The 16,251-nt window shown below is 72.3% G+C and carries 15 protein-coding genes; 6 read left to right on the top strand and 9 right to left on the bottom strand.

Going from position 1 to position 16,251, the window contains the following annotated elements:
- Positions 1-50: 50 nt before the first annotated feature.
- Genes FHS34_RS32515 through FHS34_RS32505 form a run of 3 tightly spaced genes read left to right on the top strand, consistent with a single transcriptional unit; the run spans position 51 to position 3,278 of the window.
- Positions 51-431, top strand: coding sequence for a DoxX family protein (locus FHS34_RS32515; RefSeq protein ID WP_184972144.1), 381 nt, complete (start codon positions 51-53; stop codon positions 429-431).
- The gene (locus tag FHS34_RS32510; protein WP_184972142.1) at positions 428-895 is read left to right on the top strand and encodes a peroxiredoxin; all 468 of its coding nucleotides are present in this window, start codon (positions 428-430) and stop codon (positions 893-895) included. Before FHS34_RS32515 ends, FHS34_RS32510 begins: the two co-directional genes overlap by 4 nt.
- 52 nt (positions 896-947) lie before the next feature.
- Positions 948-3,278, top strand: coding sequence for a SpoIIE family protein phosphatase (locus tag FHS34_RS32505; protein WP_184972140.1), 2,331 nt, complete (start codon positions 948-950; stop codon positions 3,276-3,278).
- A 99-nt stretch (positions 3,279-3,377) separates the two neighbouring features.
- Here FHS34_RS32505 and FHS34_RS32500 read toward each other — a convergent pair whose 3' ends face one another.
- Both FHS34_RS32500 and FHS34_RS32495 read right to left on the bottom strand, forming a co-directional pair.
- Complete coding sequence (locus FHS34_RS32500) at positions 3,378-3,989, bottom strand: DNA polymerase ligase N-terminal domain-containing protein (RefSeq protein WP_184972138.1); 612 nt, start codon at positions 3,987-3,989, stop codon at positions 3,378-3,380.
- 58 nt (positions 3,990-4,047) lie between these two features.
- Positions 4,048-4,911 (bottom strand): oxidoreductase, encoded by an 864-nt coding sequence (locus FHS34_RS32495; RefSeq protein WP_184972137.1) that lies wholly within the window; start codon positions 4,909-4,911, stop codon positions 4,048-4,050.
- 266 nt (positions 4,912-5,177) lie between these two features.
- On the opposite strand from FHS34_RS32495, the gene FHS34_RS32490 reads away from it, so the two are divergent.
- Complete coding sequence (locus tag FHS34_RS32490) at positions 5,178-6,152, top strand: TauD/TfdA dioxygenase family protein (protein ID WP_184972135.1); 975 nt, start codon at positions 5,178-5,180, stop codon at positions 6,150-6,152.
- Positions 6,153-6,197: 45 nt separating this feature from the next.
- Here FHS34_RS32490 and FHS34_RS32485 read toward each other — a convergent pair whose 3' ends face one another.
- Both FHS34_RS32485 and FHS34_RS32480 read right to left on the bottom strand, forming a co-directional pair.
- The gene (locus tag FHS34_RS32485; protein ID WP_184972133.1) at positions 6,198-7,235 is read right to left on the bottom strand and encodes an LLM class flavin-dependent oxidoreductase; all 1,038 of its coding nucleotides are present in this window, start codon (positions 7,233-7,235) and stop codon (positions 6,198-6,200) included.
- A gap of 67 nt (positions 7,236-7,302) precedes the next feature.
- Positions 7,303-8,820, bottom strand: coding sequence for a metallophosphoesterase family protein (locus FHS34_RS32480; protein WP_184972130.1), 1,518 nt, complete (start codon positions 8,818-8,820; stop codon positions 7,303-7,305).
- A 154-nt stretch (positions 8,821-8,974) separates the two neighbouring features.
- Between FHS34_RS32480 and FHS34_RS32475 the strand changes: the two genes are divergently transcribed.
- On the top strand, positions 8,975-9,439 hold the full coding sequence (locus tag FHS34_RS32475; RefSeq protein ID WP_184972128.1) for a winged helix DNA-binding protein: 465 nt from the start codon (positions 8,975-8,977) through the stop codon (positions 9,437-9,439).
- Here FHS34_RS32475 and FHS34_RS32470 read toward each other — a convergent pair.
- The 3 genes from FHS34_RS32470 to FHS34_RS32460 all read right to left on the bottom strand — a co-directional run bounded on the left by FHS34_RS32470 (position 9,436) and on the right by FHS34_RS32460 (position 11,218).
- Entirely contained in the window at positions 9,436-9,735 is a 300-nt protein-coding gene (locus FHS34_RS32470; protein WP_184972126.1) for a cupin domain-containing protein, read from the bottom strand. The two genes, FHS34_RS32475 and FHS34_RS32470, sit on opposite strands and share 4 nt — an antisense overlap.
- A 122-nt stretch (positions 9,736-9,857) precedes the next feature.
- Complete coding sequence (locus FHS34_RS32465; protein WP_225817662.1) at positions 9,858-10,310, bottom strand: Rossmann-fold NAD(P)-binding domain-containing protein; 453 nt, start codon at positions 10,308-10,310, stop codon at positions 9,858-9,860.
- 92 nt (positions 10,311-10,402) lie between these two features.
- Positions 10,403-11,218, bottom strand: a complete 816-nt coding sequence (locus FHS34_RS32460) for an SAM-dependent methyltransferase (protein WP_184972125.1) — start codon at positions 11,216-11,218, stop codon at positions 10,403-10,405.
- Between the two features lie 358 nt (positions 11,219-11,576).
- On the opposite strand from FHS34_RS32460, the gene FHS34_RS32455 reads away from it, so the two are divergent.
- Positions 11,577-13,976, top strand: coding sequence for a M4 family metallopeptidase (locus FHS34_RS32455; protein ID WP_184972122.1), 2,400 nt, complete (start codon positions 11,577-11,579; stop codon positions 13,974-13,976).
- A gap of 56 nt (positions 13,977-14,032) precedes the next feature.
- Here FHS34_RS32455 and FHS34_RS32450 read toward each other — a convergent pair whose 3' ends face one another.
- Together FHS34_RS32450 and FHS34_RS32445 are read right to left on the bottom strand one after the other, a co-directional pair.
- Complete coding sequence (locus FHS34_RS32450; protein ID WP_184972120.1) at positions 14,033-15,232, bottom strand: glycoside hydrolase family 64 protein; 1,200 nt, start codon at positions 15,230-15,232, stop codon at positions 14,033-14,035.
- 149 nt (positions 15,233-15,381) lie between these two features.
- Positions 15,382-16,137 carry a dienelactone hydrolase family protein gene (locus FHS34_RS32445; RefSeq protein WP_184972118.1) on the bottom strand — a complete coding sequence of 252 codons (756 nt, stop codon included), beginning with the start codon at positions 16,135-16,137 and terminating at the stop codon, positions 15,382-15,384.
- Positions 16,138-16,251 lie beyond the last annotated feature (114 nt).

Below are 16,251 nucleotides of genomic sequence, written 5' to 3'. Positions count from 1 at the left end.
CGCTTTACCGTCCAGTAATATCCGGCGGCAGGTCACCAGAGGAGGAATCCGTGCCCCGGTCCCAACGCTCACCCCTCTTGCTCGCCGGCCTGCTGGCCGGCATGGGGGTCGCCCACTTCGCCGCCCCCCGGCCCTTCGACGCCCTCATCCCGCGCCGGCTTCCGGGATCGCCCCGCGCCTGGACCTACGGCAGCGGGGCCGTGGAGCTGGCCCTGGCGGCGGGGATCGCCGCTCCCCGGACGCGCGCGTCGGCCGCGAAGGCGGCCGCCGCCTTCTTCGTCGGCGTGTTCCCGGCGAACGTCCAGATGGCCGTGGACTGGCGCCACCGGCCCGCCCCGCTCAGGACGGCGGCTCTTGCCCGGCTGCCCCTCCAGGTGCCCCTCGTGCTGTGGGCGAACGGAGTCGCCCGGAACGGAAAGGGGCGGTCGTGAGCGAGCGCGTCGCCGTAGGGGACAAGATCGAGGACTTCACGCTGACCGACGAGACGGGCACCACCCGCCGGCTCACCGACCTGCTGGCCGACGGCCCGGTCGTCCTCTTCTTCTACCCCGCCGCCCTCAGCCCCGGCTGCACCGCGGAGGCCTGCCATTTCCGCGACCTCGCCGCGGAGTTCGCCGCCGCCGGCGCCCGGCCGGTCGGTGTCAGCGGGGACACCGTGGACAAGCAGCGGGAGTTCGCCGACCGGCACCGGCTCGGCATGCCCCTGCTCTCCGACCCCGACGGCACGGTCCGTGAGCGGCTCGGGGTCAAGCGCGGCTTCTCCCTCGTCCCGACCAAGCGCGTCACCTTCGTGATCGCCGAGGACCGTACCGTCCTGGAGGTCGTCCGCAGTGAGCTGCGCATGAACACGCACGCCGACCGGGCCCTCGCCGCCCTCCGCGCCCACCGGGGATGAGACGCCGTCCCGCGGCTTGATACGCCGGGGCAATCGGAACATCCTGGGGCATATGGAGCCTGACGCCGCCGTGGCGGTCCTCGATGCGCTGGGCACGGTGACCGGGTGGAGCGAGGGCGCGCGACTGCTCACCGGTCACCCGGCCGGAGACGTCGTGGGCCGGCCGGCGGCGGACCTGCTGGCGGCCGGCCTGTCCGACGACCCGCTCAGGGCCCGCTCCGGGACCGTCACCCTGCGGCACCGTGACGGTCACCGGATCGAGCTGGCCGTCTCCGCCTGCCCGGTCACCGACGCCGACGGGACCCCCGCCGGCTACATCGTCACGGCCGACCCGCCCGGCCCCACCCTGGGCGCCCAGGCCTTCGAACAGGCCTCCATGTCCATGTCCGTCTTCGACCTCCAGCAGCGTTACCTGCGCGTCAACGCCGCCGCCTGCAAGGTGATGGGCGTCTCCGAGGCCGCGCTGGCCGGCCGCTACTTCGCCGACACCGTGGGCGACGCCGACTACCACCAGGGCTTCCTGCGTCATCTCCGTGAGGTCGCCGAGACCGGCCGGCCCGTCCGCTACGAGGCCTTCGCCGGGGCTCCCACCATCAACCGGGAACATCTCTGGAGCATCGAGATGTGGCCGCTGCGTACCGGCTCCGGGGAACTGACCGGGGTCGGCATCGCCGCCTTCGACAACACCGAGCAGTACTGGGCACGGCGCCGCCTCGCCCTGCTCAACGAGGCCTCGACCCGCATCGGCACCACCCTGGACGTCGTACGCACCGCCGAGGAGCTGATCGAGCTACTCGTCCCGCGATACGCCGACTTCGCCAGCATCGACCTGCTCGACTGGGTGCTCGGCGCGGAGGAGCCGCCGGCCCCCCCGGACGGCGGTGTCGAGGTGCGCCGCGTGGCCCACGGCTCCACCCGGGCCGGCAACCCCGGGGCGGCCCTGAGCATCGGCGAGACCCATGTCTACCAGCCGACCCTGCCGCCCGCCCGCGCCCTGCGCCAAGGACACGCGGTCGTCCGCCGGGCCGGCGACCCCGAGTTCGTCGAGTGGCTCGGGGAACGCAACGCGCGCTCGCCCCAGGGAAGCCCCTACCGGGAGGGCGCCCATTCCATGATCGCGGTGCCGCTCCGGGCCCGTGGCACCACCCTGGGGGTCGCGGTCTGCGTCCGCATGGCCCACCCCGACGACTACGGCCCCGACGACGCCGTCTTCGCGGAGGAACTCGCCAGCCGCGCCGCCGTCTGTGTCGACAACGCCCGCCGGTTCGCCCGCGAACGCTCCACCGCCCTCGCCCTCCAGCACAGCCTGCTCCCGCGCGGGCTGCCCGGGCAGGCCGCGGTCGAGGTGGCGCACCGCTATCTGCCGTGCGGATCACTGGCCGGCATCGGCGGCGACTGGTTCGACGTCATCCCGCTCTCCGGCGGCCGGGTCGCCCTGGTCGTGGGCGACGTGGTGGGCCACGGCATCCAGTCCTCGGCCACCATGGGCCGGCTGCGGACGGCCGTGCGCACCCTCGCCGACGTCGATCTGCCCCCCGACGAACTCCTCACCCACCTCGACGACCTGGTCACCCACCTCGCCGCCGACGGCAGCGGAGAAGACGTCGCCGAACTCGGCGCGACCTGCCTCTACGCCGTCTACGACCCCATCTCCCGCCACCTCTGCGTGGCCGGCGCCGGCCATCCGCCCCCGGCCGTGATCATGCCCGACGGCACCGTCGAACTCCTTCCGATGACCGCCGGGCCGCCGCTCGGTGTCGGCGGTCTGCCGTTCGAGGCCACGGAACGGGAACTGCCCGCAGGCTCGGTCGTCGCCCTCTTCACGGACGGCCTCATCGGCTACCGCGACCGGGACCCGGACGGCGCCGCCGAGGAACTGCTCCGGGCCTTCGGTACCCCCGCCGACTCCCTCGAAGCCCTCTGCGACGACGTCCTGAAGGCCCTCCTGCCGGACCAGCCCTGCGACGACGTCGCCCTCCTCCTCGCGCGCACCCGGGCCCTCGGCGCCGACCACGTCGCCACCTGGGACGTCCCGCCCGACCCGGCCCAGGTCGCGGTCGTCCGGCAGGCCGCCACCGAGCAACTGATCACCTGGGGTCTGGCCGAGGCCTCCTTCGTCACCGAACTCGTCGTCAGCGAACTCGTCACCAACGCCATCCGCTACGGCGAACCGCCCATCCAGCTGCGCCTGATCCGCGACCGGGCCCTCATCTGCGAGGTGTCCGACGCCAGTTCCACCTCCCCGCACCTGCGCCGGGCACACGCCTACGACGAGGGCGGCCGGGGACTGCTGCTGGTCGCCCAGCTCACCCAGCGCTGGGGCAGCCGGCAGACCGGAGCGGGCAAGTCCATCTGGGCCGAACAGCCGCTGCCCGACGTCTGATCGCCGCCCGGCCTCTGACCGTCGCGACGCCGCCCCCTGACATCGCGACGCCGGCCTCTGATCGCTGCCACGCCGGCGTCCGGTCACCGCACCGGGGCGTCACCCCTGTCCGGCGTCGGCGGCGACCTGCGCCAGCGTGCGCCCGGTGCGCACCGAGCGGGCCCGCCGGGGGTCGGGTGTGCCGTGCCCGGCCGACCGCGCCGGCCCCTTGCGCACCAGCAGCCAGGCCTGCTCCTCGTCCCGGCCGCCGCGGAAGCGGGTGAGGGCGTACTCACCGTGCAGCTTGCTGCCGTGCAGCCGGAACGTGGCATGCCCCCGCTCCAGGGACTCGGCGAAGTCCACCGGGTCTCCGCGGCGGTCGTGGGAGAGCGGCTCGTACGTCCCGCGGTCCCACACGATCACGGTGCCGCCCCCGTACTCGCCCTTCGGGATGGTGCCCTCGAACTCCTCGTACTCCAGCGGATGGTCCTCCGTCGGCACCGCCAGCCGCTTGTCCCCCGGATCGCCGGACGGGCCCTTCGGGACCGACCAGGACTTCAGGACGTCGTCGACCTGCAGCCGGAAGTCGAAGTGCATCCGGCGCGCGTCGTGGATCTGCACCACGAACCGGGGCCGGTCGCCGCCGGCCGCAGGTGCCTGCCCCGAGGGCTCGCGGGTCCGCCCGAAATCGCGCTTGCCGCGGTACGTCCGCAGCCGGTCCTCCGCTGCCACGTGCGGCTCCTTCCCCGCGTCCGCCTCACGCGCCCCCGGGTACCCGGACCCGGTCGGTTCAGCCCGCGATGCCGTCCAGCTCGGCCGCCGCGTCGTCCGGCAGCGCCAGGCTCGCCGCGGCGATGTTCTCCCGCAGGTGCCCGGGGGAGGAGGTGCCGGGGATGAGCACGATGTTCGGGGACCGGCGCAGCAGCCAGGCCAGCGCCACCTGCTGCGGCGAGGCCCCGAGGCGTGCGGCGACCTTCGCCAGCGTCTCGGACTGCAAGGGGGTGAACCCGCCCAGCGGGAAGTACGGCACGTAGGCGATGTTCTCCGCCGCCGTGCGCCGCAGCAGCGCGTCGTCCTGCCGGTTCGCCAGGTTGTACAGGTTCTGCACGGTCACCACGGGCGCGATCGCGCGGGCCTCGTCCAGCTGGGCGGCGGACGCGGTGCTCAGCCCGAGGTGCCGGATCAGTCCCCGCTCCCGCAGCCCGGCCAGGGTGCCGAACTGATCGGCGATGGAGTCCTCGTTCGGGGTGTCCAGGTCGCCGAGCCGCAGATTGACCACGTCCAGGGCCTCCACGCCGAGGTTCCGCAGGTTGTCGTACACCTGCGCCTTCAGGTCCCCGGGATGCCGCGACATGATCCAGCTGCCGTCGGCGCCTCGCCGGGCCCCGACCTTGGTGACGAGGCGCAGGCTGTCCGGGTAGGGGTGCAGGGCCTCCCTGATGATCTCGTTGACGACGACGGGCCCGTAGAAGTCGGCCGTGTCGATATGGGTGATGCCCGCCTCCACCACCGCGCGCAGCACCGCGACCGCCCGGTCCCGGTCCCGCGGCGGGCCGAAGACATGCGGCCCGGCCAGCTGCATGGCGCCGTAGCCGACGCGGGTCAGGGTCAGGCCCGCGGCCGGGGTGACGGTGCCGCCGAGCTGTGCAGTCATGTCGTACCTCTCAGGATGTCCAGGCCACCGGTCCCTCCCGGCGGCCTCGCCGTCCACCCTGCGCCCGGCGGTCCGCGCGTGGCAGTGCCCCCGCGATCCTGGGGGTGAGAGGGCCGGCCACCGCCGCCCGGCCCGCCACCGCCGCCCGGCCCGCCGGCGGTGGCACGGCCGTGCTCCGGGACACGGCCGTACGGGAGTTCGCCGTCCGAGGCCCGGTGATGTCACGATCTCCCCGGCAGCCGAGACGGACGAGCACCGGAGGGCGCATGACGACGGACAGGGCGACCGCGGGAGGAACGGGACACGTCGGGGGCGTGGAGGTGCGACCGGTCGCCGGTCACATCGGCGCCGAGATCACCGGCGTCGATCTCGCCCGGCCGCTGGACGACGCGGTGACCGCCCTCATCAGGGACGCGGTGCTGCGCTGGAAGGTGGTGTTCTTCCGCGGACAGCGGCTCGACCACGCCGGGCACCTCGCCTTCGCCCGCCGCTTCGGCCGGCCGGTCGTCCTCGGCCGGCGGGGCGGCGCCTCGCCCGCGGACTTCCCGGCGGTGGAGACCACGGCCGACCGGCTGGAGCTCGGCGGCCGGTTCGGCATGGAGCACGAGGAGTGGCTGCGCCGGCGCCGGCACACCCTGCTGCGCGGGTGGCACTGCGACCACGGAGCCCGGATCGACCCGCCGGCCGCGACCGTCCTGCGCGCCGAGACCGTTCCGCCCTACGGCGGCGACACCACCTGGGCCAACCTGGCCGCCGCCTACGCCGGGCTGTCCGCGCCGGTGCGGGCCTTCGTGGACGGGCTGCGCGCCGAACACCGGCTCGGTGTCGGCTACCAGCCCCGGCCCGGCGACGACGACTACGTCCGCCACCTGCTGGACCACCAGGTCGCCTCCGTGCACCCCCTGGTGCGGGTCCACCCGGAGACCGGGGAACGGGTGCTGTCCGTGAACGGCTACTACCTGGAGCAGATCGTGGACCTCTCCCGGCCGGAGAGCGCGGCGCTGCTGGAGATGCTGCTGGAGCAGGCCGTGCGTCCCGAGTACACGGTCCGCTTCCGCTGGGAACCGGGAAGCGTCGCCTTCTGGGACAACCGGGCCACCATCCACCTCGCCCCCGGCGACCACACACACGTGGGCGCCCCCAGGATCATGCACCGGGTGATGCTCCAGGGCGACGTGCCGGTCGGCGTGGACGGCCGCCCCTCCGAACCGGTCACTGGTACGGCGGTGGGGGAGTGGTGACCCAGGGTCCTACGTCTCGATCAGGCCGGGTCCGAACGAAAGACCCTAGGCCTTCTCGCCGCCGGGCCGCCAGCCCAGTGCCGGGCCCAGCCGCTGGGCCATGTCCGTCAGGATCTGCGCGTAGTCCTCGTGCCCGAAGGTGAACGGCAGCGCGAACGCCACCTCGTCGACCTCGCGGAAAGCGGCGTGCGCCCGCAGCCGCTCGGCCAGTTCCGCCGAGGTGCCGACCAGGTCCGGCGCGAACAGCAGCCGCGCCGGGCCCTGGGGCGAGGCCGTACGGGGCAGTCGCCCGGCCGCGTACCGCGCGTACTTGGCGCGCTGCCCGGCGCTCGCGGAGTCGGTCGGGATCACGACCAGGCCCTGCGAGACCCGGGCCGCCTCGCCGTCGGGGTGGTGGGCGCGGAACTCCCGGATGTGGGACAGCTGGATCTCGGCGAAGTCCAGCGGTCCCTCCGGCCGCTCGGCCTTGACGACGCTGCTGGTCAGGAGGTTCATCCCGTGCTCGCCTGCCCAGCGCGCCGACCTCAGGCTGCCACCGCCGTACCAGAGCCGCCGGCCGAGCCCGGGGGAGTGCGGCTGGACGACGTCGGAGTAGACCTCGAAGCCCTCCACCCCGCTGAAGTCGGTGGCGGGTTTGCCGCGCACCAGGTCCAGCAGCCGCCGCACGCGCTGGTAGCCGAAGTCCTCCGTGCCGGCGGTGTCCGGGTAGAGGGCGTCCTTGACCTGTTCGTAGTGCATCGGGGGGCCCACGCTGACGCCCGGGTTGAGCCGGCCCCCGGACAGGATGTCGACCGTGGCCAGGTCCTCGGCCAGCCGCAGCGGGTTCTCCCAGCCGAGCGGTGTCACCGCGGTGCCCAGCCCGATCCGGCGGGTCCGCTGGGAGGCCGCGGCCAGCACGGCGACCGGGGACGAGATGCCGTACTGCAGATGCCGGTGGCGGACCCAGGCGGTGTCGAAGCCGAGCCGCTCGCCCAGCTCGATGATCTCCAGCGTGGACTCGTGGCCCCGGCCCGGGTCCGCCGCGTCGAACAGGCCGATGGTGAGGAAGCCCAGCTTGCGCAGCGGGCGGGGAGTGGTCGGCACCGGTTCCTCCAGCGGTCGGGTGGCGGCTCTGCCCCGATTCTGGCAGCCGAGTGTGACAACCGTGTGATCAGTTCGCCCCGGCCGGCGGCAGCGGGATCACGACCTCGTCCTCGACCGGCGGGTCCAGTTCCTGCGCGCGGTTGCCCGTGGCGGCGAAACAGCGCAGCCGGACGGCGTCCGGAGCGACGTCCAGCCGCAGGAAGCACTTGAAGAACGGCGGGCTGTAGGTGGCGGAGGACGGCGAGAACAACTGGGTGTAGATCTTGCGCACGGGCAGCCGGAACCGGGCCGGACGGTCCGGACGGCGGCCGGTGCCCAGCAGGCTCGCCACCAGGCGGATGCGTCGGGTGATCCGGGCGTCGGTGCCGGGGGCGCGGCCCGGCTCGATGCCGAGCCGTTCGGCGACGACGGCCGTCGCCTCCGCCTCGGTCAGGCGGAAGAAGCGGCGCAGCCGCAGCCGGCGGCCGTACAGGCGGCCGTAGAAGGCGAGCGAGTCACCGCGCAGCGGATAGCAGCGGAACTCGCGCTCGGTGACACCGCCGACGGACACCCGCGGGATGGTGTGCGTGGCGTGCATGAAGGCCCCGCCGCCGCCCGCCACGACGTACTGGATGGTGCGGCCGTCCACCGCGACCGGATAGCGCTGGTAGTTGTGGATGTCGCCGCCGATCGCGGCCACGTAGTGGTGCTCCGGGGCCCGGACGATGTCGTCCACCGTGCCGCCGCCCTCGATGGGGCACGGATGGTGCTCGCCGTCGACGTACAACGGCGACCCGGTGACGAGGATCTTCGGCCGCGGTCCCGCGGACATCTCGCGCAGCCAGGCGCCCTGTTCGGCGTCGACCGTGCCCAGCAGGCCGGTGTCGATGCCGATGATCCGCACCGGCCCCGCGTCGATCGCCCAGTAGGGGCCCGGCTGTTCGGCCTGCTGACCCGGCGCCGGCCGCAACCTCCGTGCCGCGGCGAGCCGTTGTTCGTCGGCGGGCCGTGCCCGGTGCCACAGCAGGGAACGCCACCAGGCACGGCCGAGCGGGCGGGGCCGGGGCTCCGGGCCGAGCGGCGGGGTGTCGGCGCAGAAGACACGCATGAAGGCGCCGAGGTCCTCGTACCAGTCGTGGTTCCCCGGTATCGCGTAGATCGGCGCGGGATAGTCCTGGTACGGCCGGAAGAACTTGTCGCCGTAGTCGTCGGCGCTGCCCACGGGGTAGATGACATCGCTGGCGATCACCGCGAAGTCCGTGTCCCGACTCGCCTTCAGGAAGCCGGGCACGACGGCGTACTGGGAGTCGTCGCCCTCGCCGGGGTCCCCGATGACCATGAAGGAGAACCGTTCCGGTACGTCCCGGCGGACCAGCTTGTCGGCGGGTGCTCCCGCCGCGGCCCGCCGGGCCACCCAGCGGCCGCGGGTGGCGCCGGTCGGATCGCCGAACCAGGACGCCAGGACGCCGTTGCGGGCGGCCCACAGAATCCGGGGGTTCAGCCACGACAGCTTCTCGACATGGTCCGGCATCAGCCGCCTGTAGGTGCCGGGTTCGGCCGCGCCCCAGCCGGCGCCCTGTGCGGTATCGCGTGAGGAGTCAGACACGCCGTGCACCGTAACAACGCCCCGGTCAGGGAGGGGAGTCCGGGGTCGCGCCCACCGTGCGCACGGGCGTGGCGGGTTCCGGCCCGGCCTTGATCTCAACCAAGGTCGAGGTTCTACGGTGCCTGTGTCAGCGATCACCGCAGGAGGTACCGCAATGACCAGCCAGTCCCTCTCCGACACCGAACTCGCCACCCAGCCGGCCGCCTACTGGACCGGCCTGGCCTACGAGGCCCTCATCGCCTTCACCCGGGCCCGGCAGGCCGAACTCGGCTTCACCCAGCCCGGGTACTGGCTGCTGCGCCACCTGTCGCGGCACGACCTCTCGGCCGACGGCCGGGGCATGACCGTCCCCGAACTCCAGCAGGCGATGAGCGACTACCTCAGACCGGAGGACGACCTGGCGGCCGAGGCCGAGGACCTGCTGCGGCGAGGCTGGCTCACCCTGGACGACGGCCGCCTGTGGATCACCCCCGCCGGGGACGAGGCCCGGGCCGGCCTCAAGCGGCACGCCCCCGCCATCCGCGACCGCATCCACCAGGGCATCGACGACGCCGACTACGTCACCACCCTGAAGGTGCTCCGGCAGATGATCGCGAACACCGGCGGGAGCGCCGGCTAGATCTGCTCGACGATGACCAGCGTGCCCCGGCTGCCCGGGCGCACGGCATGTTCCACCCCGGCCCGGACGACGTACATCTCTCCGGCCCGTACGTCGACGTCGACGCCGTCGGCCACGAGCCGCAGGACGCCGTCCAGCACCAGCAGTGCCTCCGCCGTGTCATGGGATTCGGACACCAGGGGGCGTCCGTCCATCCGCAGTACCTTCACCCCGGCGGTCCCGACCCGCCCGAGCAGCCGCGAGTTCCAGGCCTCGGGCAGGTCCCCGGCCGTGTTCCGTATGCCGACGACGTCCATCGCATGCCTCCTCACCGGTCCTCTCCGGCGCGGGGCACGACGAGCCGCCGCCGGAGAGGTCCGTGATCGTGATCAGGGGATGCGGTGACGTTACGACGCCCGGGCGTCTCCTCGGTCGACCGTCAGGCAAAACCTGCCGTCAGTAACCGATGGTGAAGCGGCGCTGCACGAAGCGAGGCAGCTCCGCCTCGTCGCAGGGCGACCGCCGCGTCCTCCACCGAGACGCGGCTTCGGCCGTCGGCGTCCAGGACGGGCTGGTCGCCGCCGCCCCGGGAACGGCCGGTGCGCTCGCCGGGGGTGATCTCCTCCGCGGGGCTGAAGTAGGTCCACAGCCGGTTCGAGGTCCGCAGGACGTCGAGGGCGTCCCGGTGACCCCGTACCGCCGCCGCGTACCCGCGCGGCAGTCCCAGTCGGTCGAGGGCGGCGTGCAGCAGTTCGTCGGAATCGGCGCGCACCACCCCCGGCTCGACCTCCAGGCTGCCGGCGAGCCGGGTCCGCGGGCGGCTCCGCAGGGCCTTCAGCAGGGACCGCGCCGCCGCGGCGTAGAGGGTGGGATCGTTGATCGAGCGCTGCACGGTGTCCGCCCCAGCTCATCCGGATGCTGGGCGTCCCGAGCCGGCGCTGAACGGCCGCGGCCGGGTCCTGCCCCGGCGCGCGGAACGGATCATCAGGGCTTCCGGGCGAGTCCCCCGTGCTCGGCGACGATCTCCTGGGCGGGCGAACCGGGCTCGGGACGCCACTGGGTGACGGAGACGACGCCGGGTTCGACGAGCTCCAGGCCGTCGAAGTACCCGGTGATCGCGTCGACCGTACGCAGGTTGTACGGGATCGCGCCGCTGTCGTTGTAGGCGTCCTGGGCCTGCTCGAAGACCGGGTCGATGCCGCGTGACCCGTCGTTGACGGACAGGTAACTGCCCGGCGGCAGGGCGTCCATGAGCCGGTCCACGATCGAGCGGGCCCGGTCGTAGTCGGCGACGTGTCCGAGGATGTTGCTGAGCACGAGCGCGGTGGGCCGGGTGAGGTCCAGCGTCTCGGCGGCGGTCGCGAGGATACGGTCCGGGTCCGTGACGTCGGCGTCGATGTAGGCGGTCGCGCCCTCGCGGGAGGAGTACAGCAGCGCGCGGGCGTGGGCCAGGACCATCGGGTCGTTGTCGACGTAGACGATCCGTGCCTCGGGGGCGAGCCGCTGGGCCACCTCGTGGGTGTTCTCCGCGGTCGGCAGGCCCGTGCCGATGTCCAGGAACTGCCGGATGCCCGCCTCGGAGACGAGGTACGCGATGTTGCGGCGCAGGAAGGCGCGGCTGCCGCGGGCGATGGTGACGATGCCGGGGAAGACGGCGGTGTAGGCGTCGCCGGCCGCCTCGTCGACCGGGTAGTTGTCCTTGCCGCCCAGCCAGTAGTTCCAGATGCGGGCCGAGTGCGGCACCGATGTGTCGATCTTCTGGTGCGTGGCCGGCTCGGGCGCCGTCGCCGGATCGGTCATGGGTCGTGTCCTTCTTTCAGCCAAGACGTGGATCAGCCATGGCCCAACCTACGTCCGAACGCCCGTCTGTCACCTCCCGGTTCATGTTTCCGCCGCGGTGGACGGCCGTGCGGGGACCCGGCCGGGACCAGCCGTGACGCGGTGCTCGCGGGTGTGGGGGGCCGGTAAGGGAAAACCCTCGATTGCCCCGCCGTTGGGTGACATGGCTCGGCCAATACTGTCATTCTCCCTCCGCACGCTGATCCACCCCACCGGTTCACGGATCATGCCTCGCACAGCTCAGCTCGCCCGGGCGACAGACCCGTCTGCCCGTCTGTCACCGGCCGCCGACCAGGCGGCCGCAGCAGGAGGAGTACGAGTGAGACCCCACAGACCCCTTCCCCACAAGCGCGCCACGGTCGGAGCCGCCCTGGTCTCCACCGCGGCCTTCCTCGCCGTCGGCCTCCAGGCGATCCCGTCGAGCGCCGCACCGGCCACCCCCCACCCCGGCCCGCTGCGCACCGGCGGTCTGGAGGCCAAGCTCAGCCCGGCCCAGCACCGGGCGCTGATCACGAGCGCGCAGGAGAAGACCGCCGCGACCGCCCGCACCCTCGGCCTCGGCGCGCAGGAGAAGCTGGTCGTCAAGGACGTCGTCAAGGACAACGACGGCACCGTGCACACGCGTTACGAGCGCACCTATGCCGGTCTGCCCGTCCTCGGCGGCGACCTCGTCGTGCACACCCCGCCGGCCTCCCTGGCCAAGGGGACCGTGAGCAGCACCTTCAACAACAAGCGCAAGATACAGGTGCGCTCCACCACCGCGACCTACACCAAGGCCGCCGCCCAGACCAAGGCGCTGAAGGCCGCGAAGGCCCTGGACGCCAAGAAGGCCACCGCCGACAGCGCCCGCAAGGTGATCTGGGCCGGCGGCGGCACCCCGAAGCTCGCCTGGGAGACGGTGATCGGCGGCTTCCAGGACGACGGCACGCCCAGCCAGCTGCACGTCATCACCGACGCCACCACCGGCAAGGAGCTGTACCGGTTCCAGGCCGTCAAGACCGGCACCGGCAACACCCAGTACAGCGGCACCGTCACCCTGGGCACCTCGCTGTCGGGGTCGACGTACCAGCTGAACGACACCACGCGGGGCGGCCACAAGACCTACAGCCTCAACCGGGGGACCTCCGGCACCGGCACGCTGATGACCGACGCGGACGACGTCTGGGGCGACGGGACCGGCTCCAACACCCAGACGGCGGGCGCCGACGCCGCCTACGGCGCGCAGGAGACCTGGGACTTCTACAAGAACACCTTCGGCCGCAGCGGCATCCGCAACGACGGCGTCGCCGCCTACAGCCGGGTCCACTACAGCAGCGGCTACGTCAACGCCTTCTGGGACGACAGCTGCTTCTGCATGACCTACGGCGACGGCTCGGGCAACACCCACGCCCTGACCTCGCTGGACGTGGCCGGCCACGAGATGACGCACGGCGTCACCTCCAACACCGCCGGCCTGGAGTACTCGGGCGAGTCCGGCGGCCTGAACGAGGCCACCTCGGACATCTTCGGCACGGGTGTCGAGTTCTTCGCGAACAACTCCAACGACGTCGGTGACTACCTCGTCGGCGAGAAGATCGACATCAACGGCGACGGCTCGCCGCTGCGTTACATGGACAAGCCGAGCAAGGACGGCGGGTCGGCCGACAGTTGGTACAGCGGCGTCGGCAACCTCGACGTGCACTACTCCTCGGGCCCGGCGAACCACATGTTCTACCTGCTGTCCGAGGGCAGCGGCACCAAGGTCATCAACGGCGTGACCTACAACAGCCCGACCTCCGACGGCGTCGCCGTCACCGGCATCGGCCGGGCCGCCGCGCTGCAGATCTGGTACAAGGCGCTGACGACGTACATGACGTCCAGCACCAACTACGCGGACGCCCGTGCGGCCGCCCTGCGCGCGGCCTCCGACCTCTACGGCGCCAACTCCGCGCAGTACGCCGGGGTGGGCAACGCCTTCGCCGGCATCAACGTCGGCAGCCACATCAACCCGCCGGCCAACGGGGTGACCGTCACCAACCCGGGCAGCCAGTCCGCCACCGTCGGCACCGCCGTGAACCTGCAGATCCAGGCGAGCAGCACCAACAGCGGCGCGCTGAGCTACAGCGCCTCCGGCCTGCCCGCCGGTCTGTCGATCAACAGCTCGACCGGTCTGATCTCCGGTACGCCCACAGCGGCCGGAACGTCCAGCACGACGGTGACGGTGACGGACTCCACCGGTGCGACCGGCACCGCGACCTTCTCCTGGACGGTCAGCACCACCGGCGGCTGCACCTCCAAGCAGCTGCTGAGCAACCAGGGCTTCGAGTCGGGCAACACCGGCTGGACCGCCACCAGCGGCGTCATCACCACCGACAGCGGTGAGGCGTCCCACAGCGGGTCCTACAAGGCCTGGCTGAACGGCTACGGCACCTCGCACACCGACACGCTGTCCCAGTCGGTGACGATCCCCGCGAACTGCAAGGCCAGCCTGACCTTCTACCTGCACATCGACTCCGCGGAGACCACCTCCAGCGTCCAGTACGACAAGCTGACGGTGACCGCGGGTTCGAAGACCCTGGCGACCTACTCCAACCTCAACAAGGCCTCCGGCTACAGCCAGAAGACCTTCGACCTGTCCTCGCTGGCGGGCTCGACCGTCACGCTGAAGTTCAACGGCGTGGAGGACTCCTCGCTCCAGACCAGCTTCGTCGTGGACGACACGGCCCTGACGACCAGCTGAGCAGTACCACGAGCGCGGTCCCGCACCCTGTTCCTCGGGTGTGGGACCGTTCCGCGTCAGCTCAGCGGATCCAGTGTCAGATACGCCTGCCGCGGGCCGCCGTCGTGCACCAGTGACTCCTGGTTGCCGACGTCGTCGAAGGCGAACGCGTACGCCTTGCCATCGGCCGTCTGCGCGTGGATCCTGCGCGCGTACTGGTTGGTCACCGCGTCCTGGTAGAAGTTCGCCGTCGTGGTGTCCGGCTGGTTCGCGTTCACCAGCAGGGTCGAGCGGTTGAAACCGGCGCACAGCGTACGGGAGATGGGGCCGCGCACCTGGTCGTTGGGCGCGTCCAGCAGCTTGTGGCAGCCGAAGACGCTGGCCGCGTCGGGCTTCTGGAAGCTGGTGACCACCGCGCCGGAGGAGTTGGTGAAGTTCATGACGTTCCCGGAGACACGGCCGTAGTACTTGGTGTTCGGCTGGTCCGCGAACGGCGTGACCGTCAGCGTCGACGTCGTGTACTTCTGCCAGACCCGGTCGACGTAGCCGTCCATCACGTTCGCCGGCAGGACACCCGTCTCCACGCCGTACAGCGGCGACAGCGCGCGCAGCACGGTACCGTCGGAACGCGTCTGGATCAGGCCCGCCCAGCCTCCGGACTGTCCGCGCAGACCGTTGAAGAAGCCGCTCCATCCACCGGACTTCAGATGCCCGGTGGTGCTCACACCGCCGTCGGCACGCTGCACCCCGACCGCGTACGGCGCGGAGAACATGTCCACCTGGGTGCTGTTGAGCCACAGGCCGGAGTCATTGAGCGTGTACTCCGACCAGTTGAAGAGGATGTCGCGGTTGGGGTCGGAGGGGTTCTGCACGGCCGGCTGCACCAGTCCGCCGGTGGTGAGCCGGAAATCGAGCTTCCGGCCGTAGGAGAAGTAGATCCGGCCGGAGAACTTCGGGATGCGGATGGTCTTGGACTGCCCGGCGGCAGGGCCGGGTATCGCGGCGTCGGGCGCGGGAGTGGGCGGGTTCCCGCCCGCCGGCCAGGCGTGGAAGGTGCCGTTCGCGTCGGCCCAGCCCTGCCGCCCGGAGGACAGCTGGGTGCCGAGGTCGTAGACGTAGACCGGTTCGGAGCGGCCCGAGTTGTTGGTGATCTCCAGGGGAAGGGTGTCCGGCACCGCGGCACCGGCGTGTTCCGGCGCGCCGAGCACGAGCAGTCCGCCGAGCAGGGCCGCGGCGGCGGCCGGCGGCAGGGCGCGGCGTGTGAACCTGTGGGGCACTCTCCACCTCCGTGTGGGGGTCGGGGCCGTACGGACTTGGTCCGTACCTGATTGAGAGCGCTCTCAGACTCATGCCGGGACGCGTGCATGTCAATGGCGGCGACGGGATCGGCCCGGCGTCGGCCCTCGGGCGGACGCCGGGGCTCTGCTCAGAACGTGCGCTCGAGCAGGTCGAGCAGCGCGGCCCAGTGCCGTTCGGTGGCCACCCGGTCGTAGGCGGAGGTGTCCGCCTGGGTGTAGCCGTGGTGGGCGCCGGTGTAGACCTCGCAGGTGTGCCGCACCCCGGCGGTGCTCAGGGCCTCCTCGAACCGCGCCATCTGCTCCGGGGGCAGCGACGGGTCCTCGTCGGCGTGCCCGAAATACAGCTCCGCGGTGATGCGCGGGGCCTCCAGGTGCGGGCTGTCCGGGGCGTCGGTGGCGAGCTGTCCGCCGTGGAAGCCGGCCGCCGCCGCGACCCGGTCCGGATGCGCGCCCGCGGTCCACAGCGCGAGCCGGGCGCCCATGCAGTAGCCGGTCAGCGCGACCGGTCCGTCCGCCGTGCGAGGGCTGTCGGCCAGCCAGTGCAGATAGGCGCCCGCGTCCCGCTTGACCAGGTCCGGCGTCAGCCCGGCCAGGATCGGCCCGAGCCGCTCCCAGATGGTCGGGTCGGCGGCCGGGTCGATGAACTCGGGCAGGTCCACGACCGGCGCCCGGCCGAGCCGGTAGAACACGTTCGGCACCAGCACGGTGTAACCGGCGCCGGCCAGCCGGTCGGCCATCGACCGCAGGTGCGGCCGCAGCCCGTAGGCGTCCTGGTAGAGCAGCACGCCCGGACGGGGCCGTCCGTCGTCCGGGTGGGCGAGGTAGGCGTCGGCGACGCCGTCCTCGGTGGGGATGTCGACAACGTTTCCCTGGACATCGCTCATGCTGGGAAGGCCCTCCCTCGGTGAATGGATGCCGACGGGCGACGGTCCGGGGCGCCGCGGCTGCGGTCCATGCTGTCACGCAAGATCGGGAACCCCGCGCCCGGTGGGCCGCTC

The sequence above is a fragment of the Streptomyces echinatus genome, assembly GCF_014203595.1.
Taxonomy (GTDB): Bacteria; Actinomycetota; Actinomycetes; order Streptomycetales; family Streptomycetaceae; genus Streptomyces; species Streptomyces echinatus.
Note: the sequence above shows the minus strand (reverse complement) of the source record. Positions and strands in the feature narration are given on the sequence as shown.

Coding starts and splice junctions, on each gene's coding strand:
- FHS34_RS32505 (WP_184972140.1), top strand. CDS start 948: ATGGAGCCTGACGCCGCCGTGGCGGTCCTCGATGCGCTGGGCACGGTG.
- FHS34_RS32495 (WP_184972137.1), bottom strand. CDS start 4,911: ATGACTGCACAGCTCGGCGGCACCGTCACCCCGGCCGCGGGCCTGACC.
- FHS34_RS32490 (WP_184972135.1), top strand. CDS start 5,178: ATGACGACGGACAGGGCGACCGCGGGAGGAACGGGACACGTCGGGGGC.
- FHS34_RS32475 (WP_184972128.1), top strand. CDS start 8,975: ATGACCAGCCAGTCCCTCTCCGACACCGAACTCGCCACCCAGCCGGCC.
- FHS34_RS32470 (WP_184972126.1), bottom strand. CDS start 9,735: ATGGACGTCGTCGGCATACGGAACACGGCCGGGGACCTGCCCGAGGCC.
- FHS34_RS32460 (WP_184972125.1), bottom strand. CDS start 11,218: ATGACCGATCCGGCGACGGCGCCCGAGCCGGCCACGCACCAGAAGATC.
- FHS34_RS32445 (WP_184972118.1), bottom strand. CDS start 16,137: ATGAGCGATGTCCAGGGAAACGTTGTCGACATCCCCACCGAGGACGGC.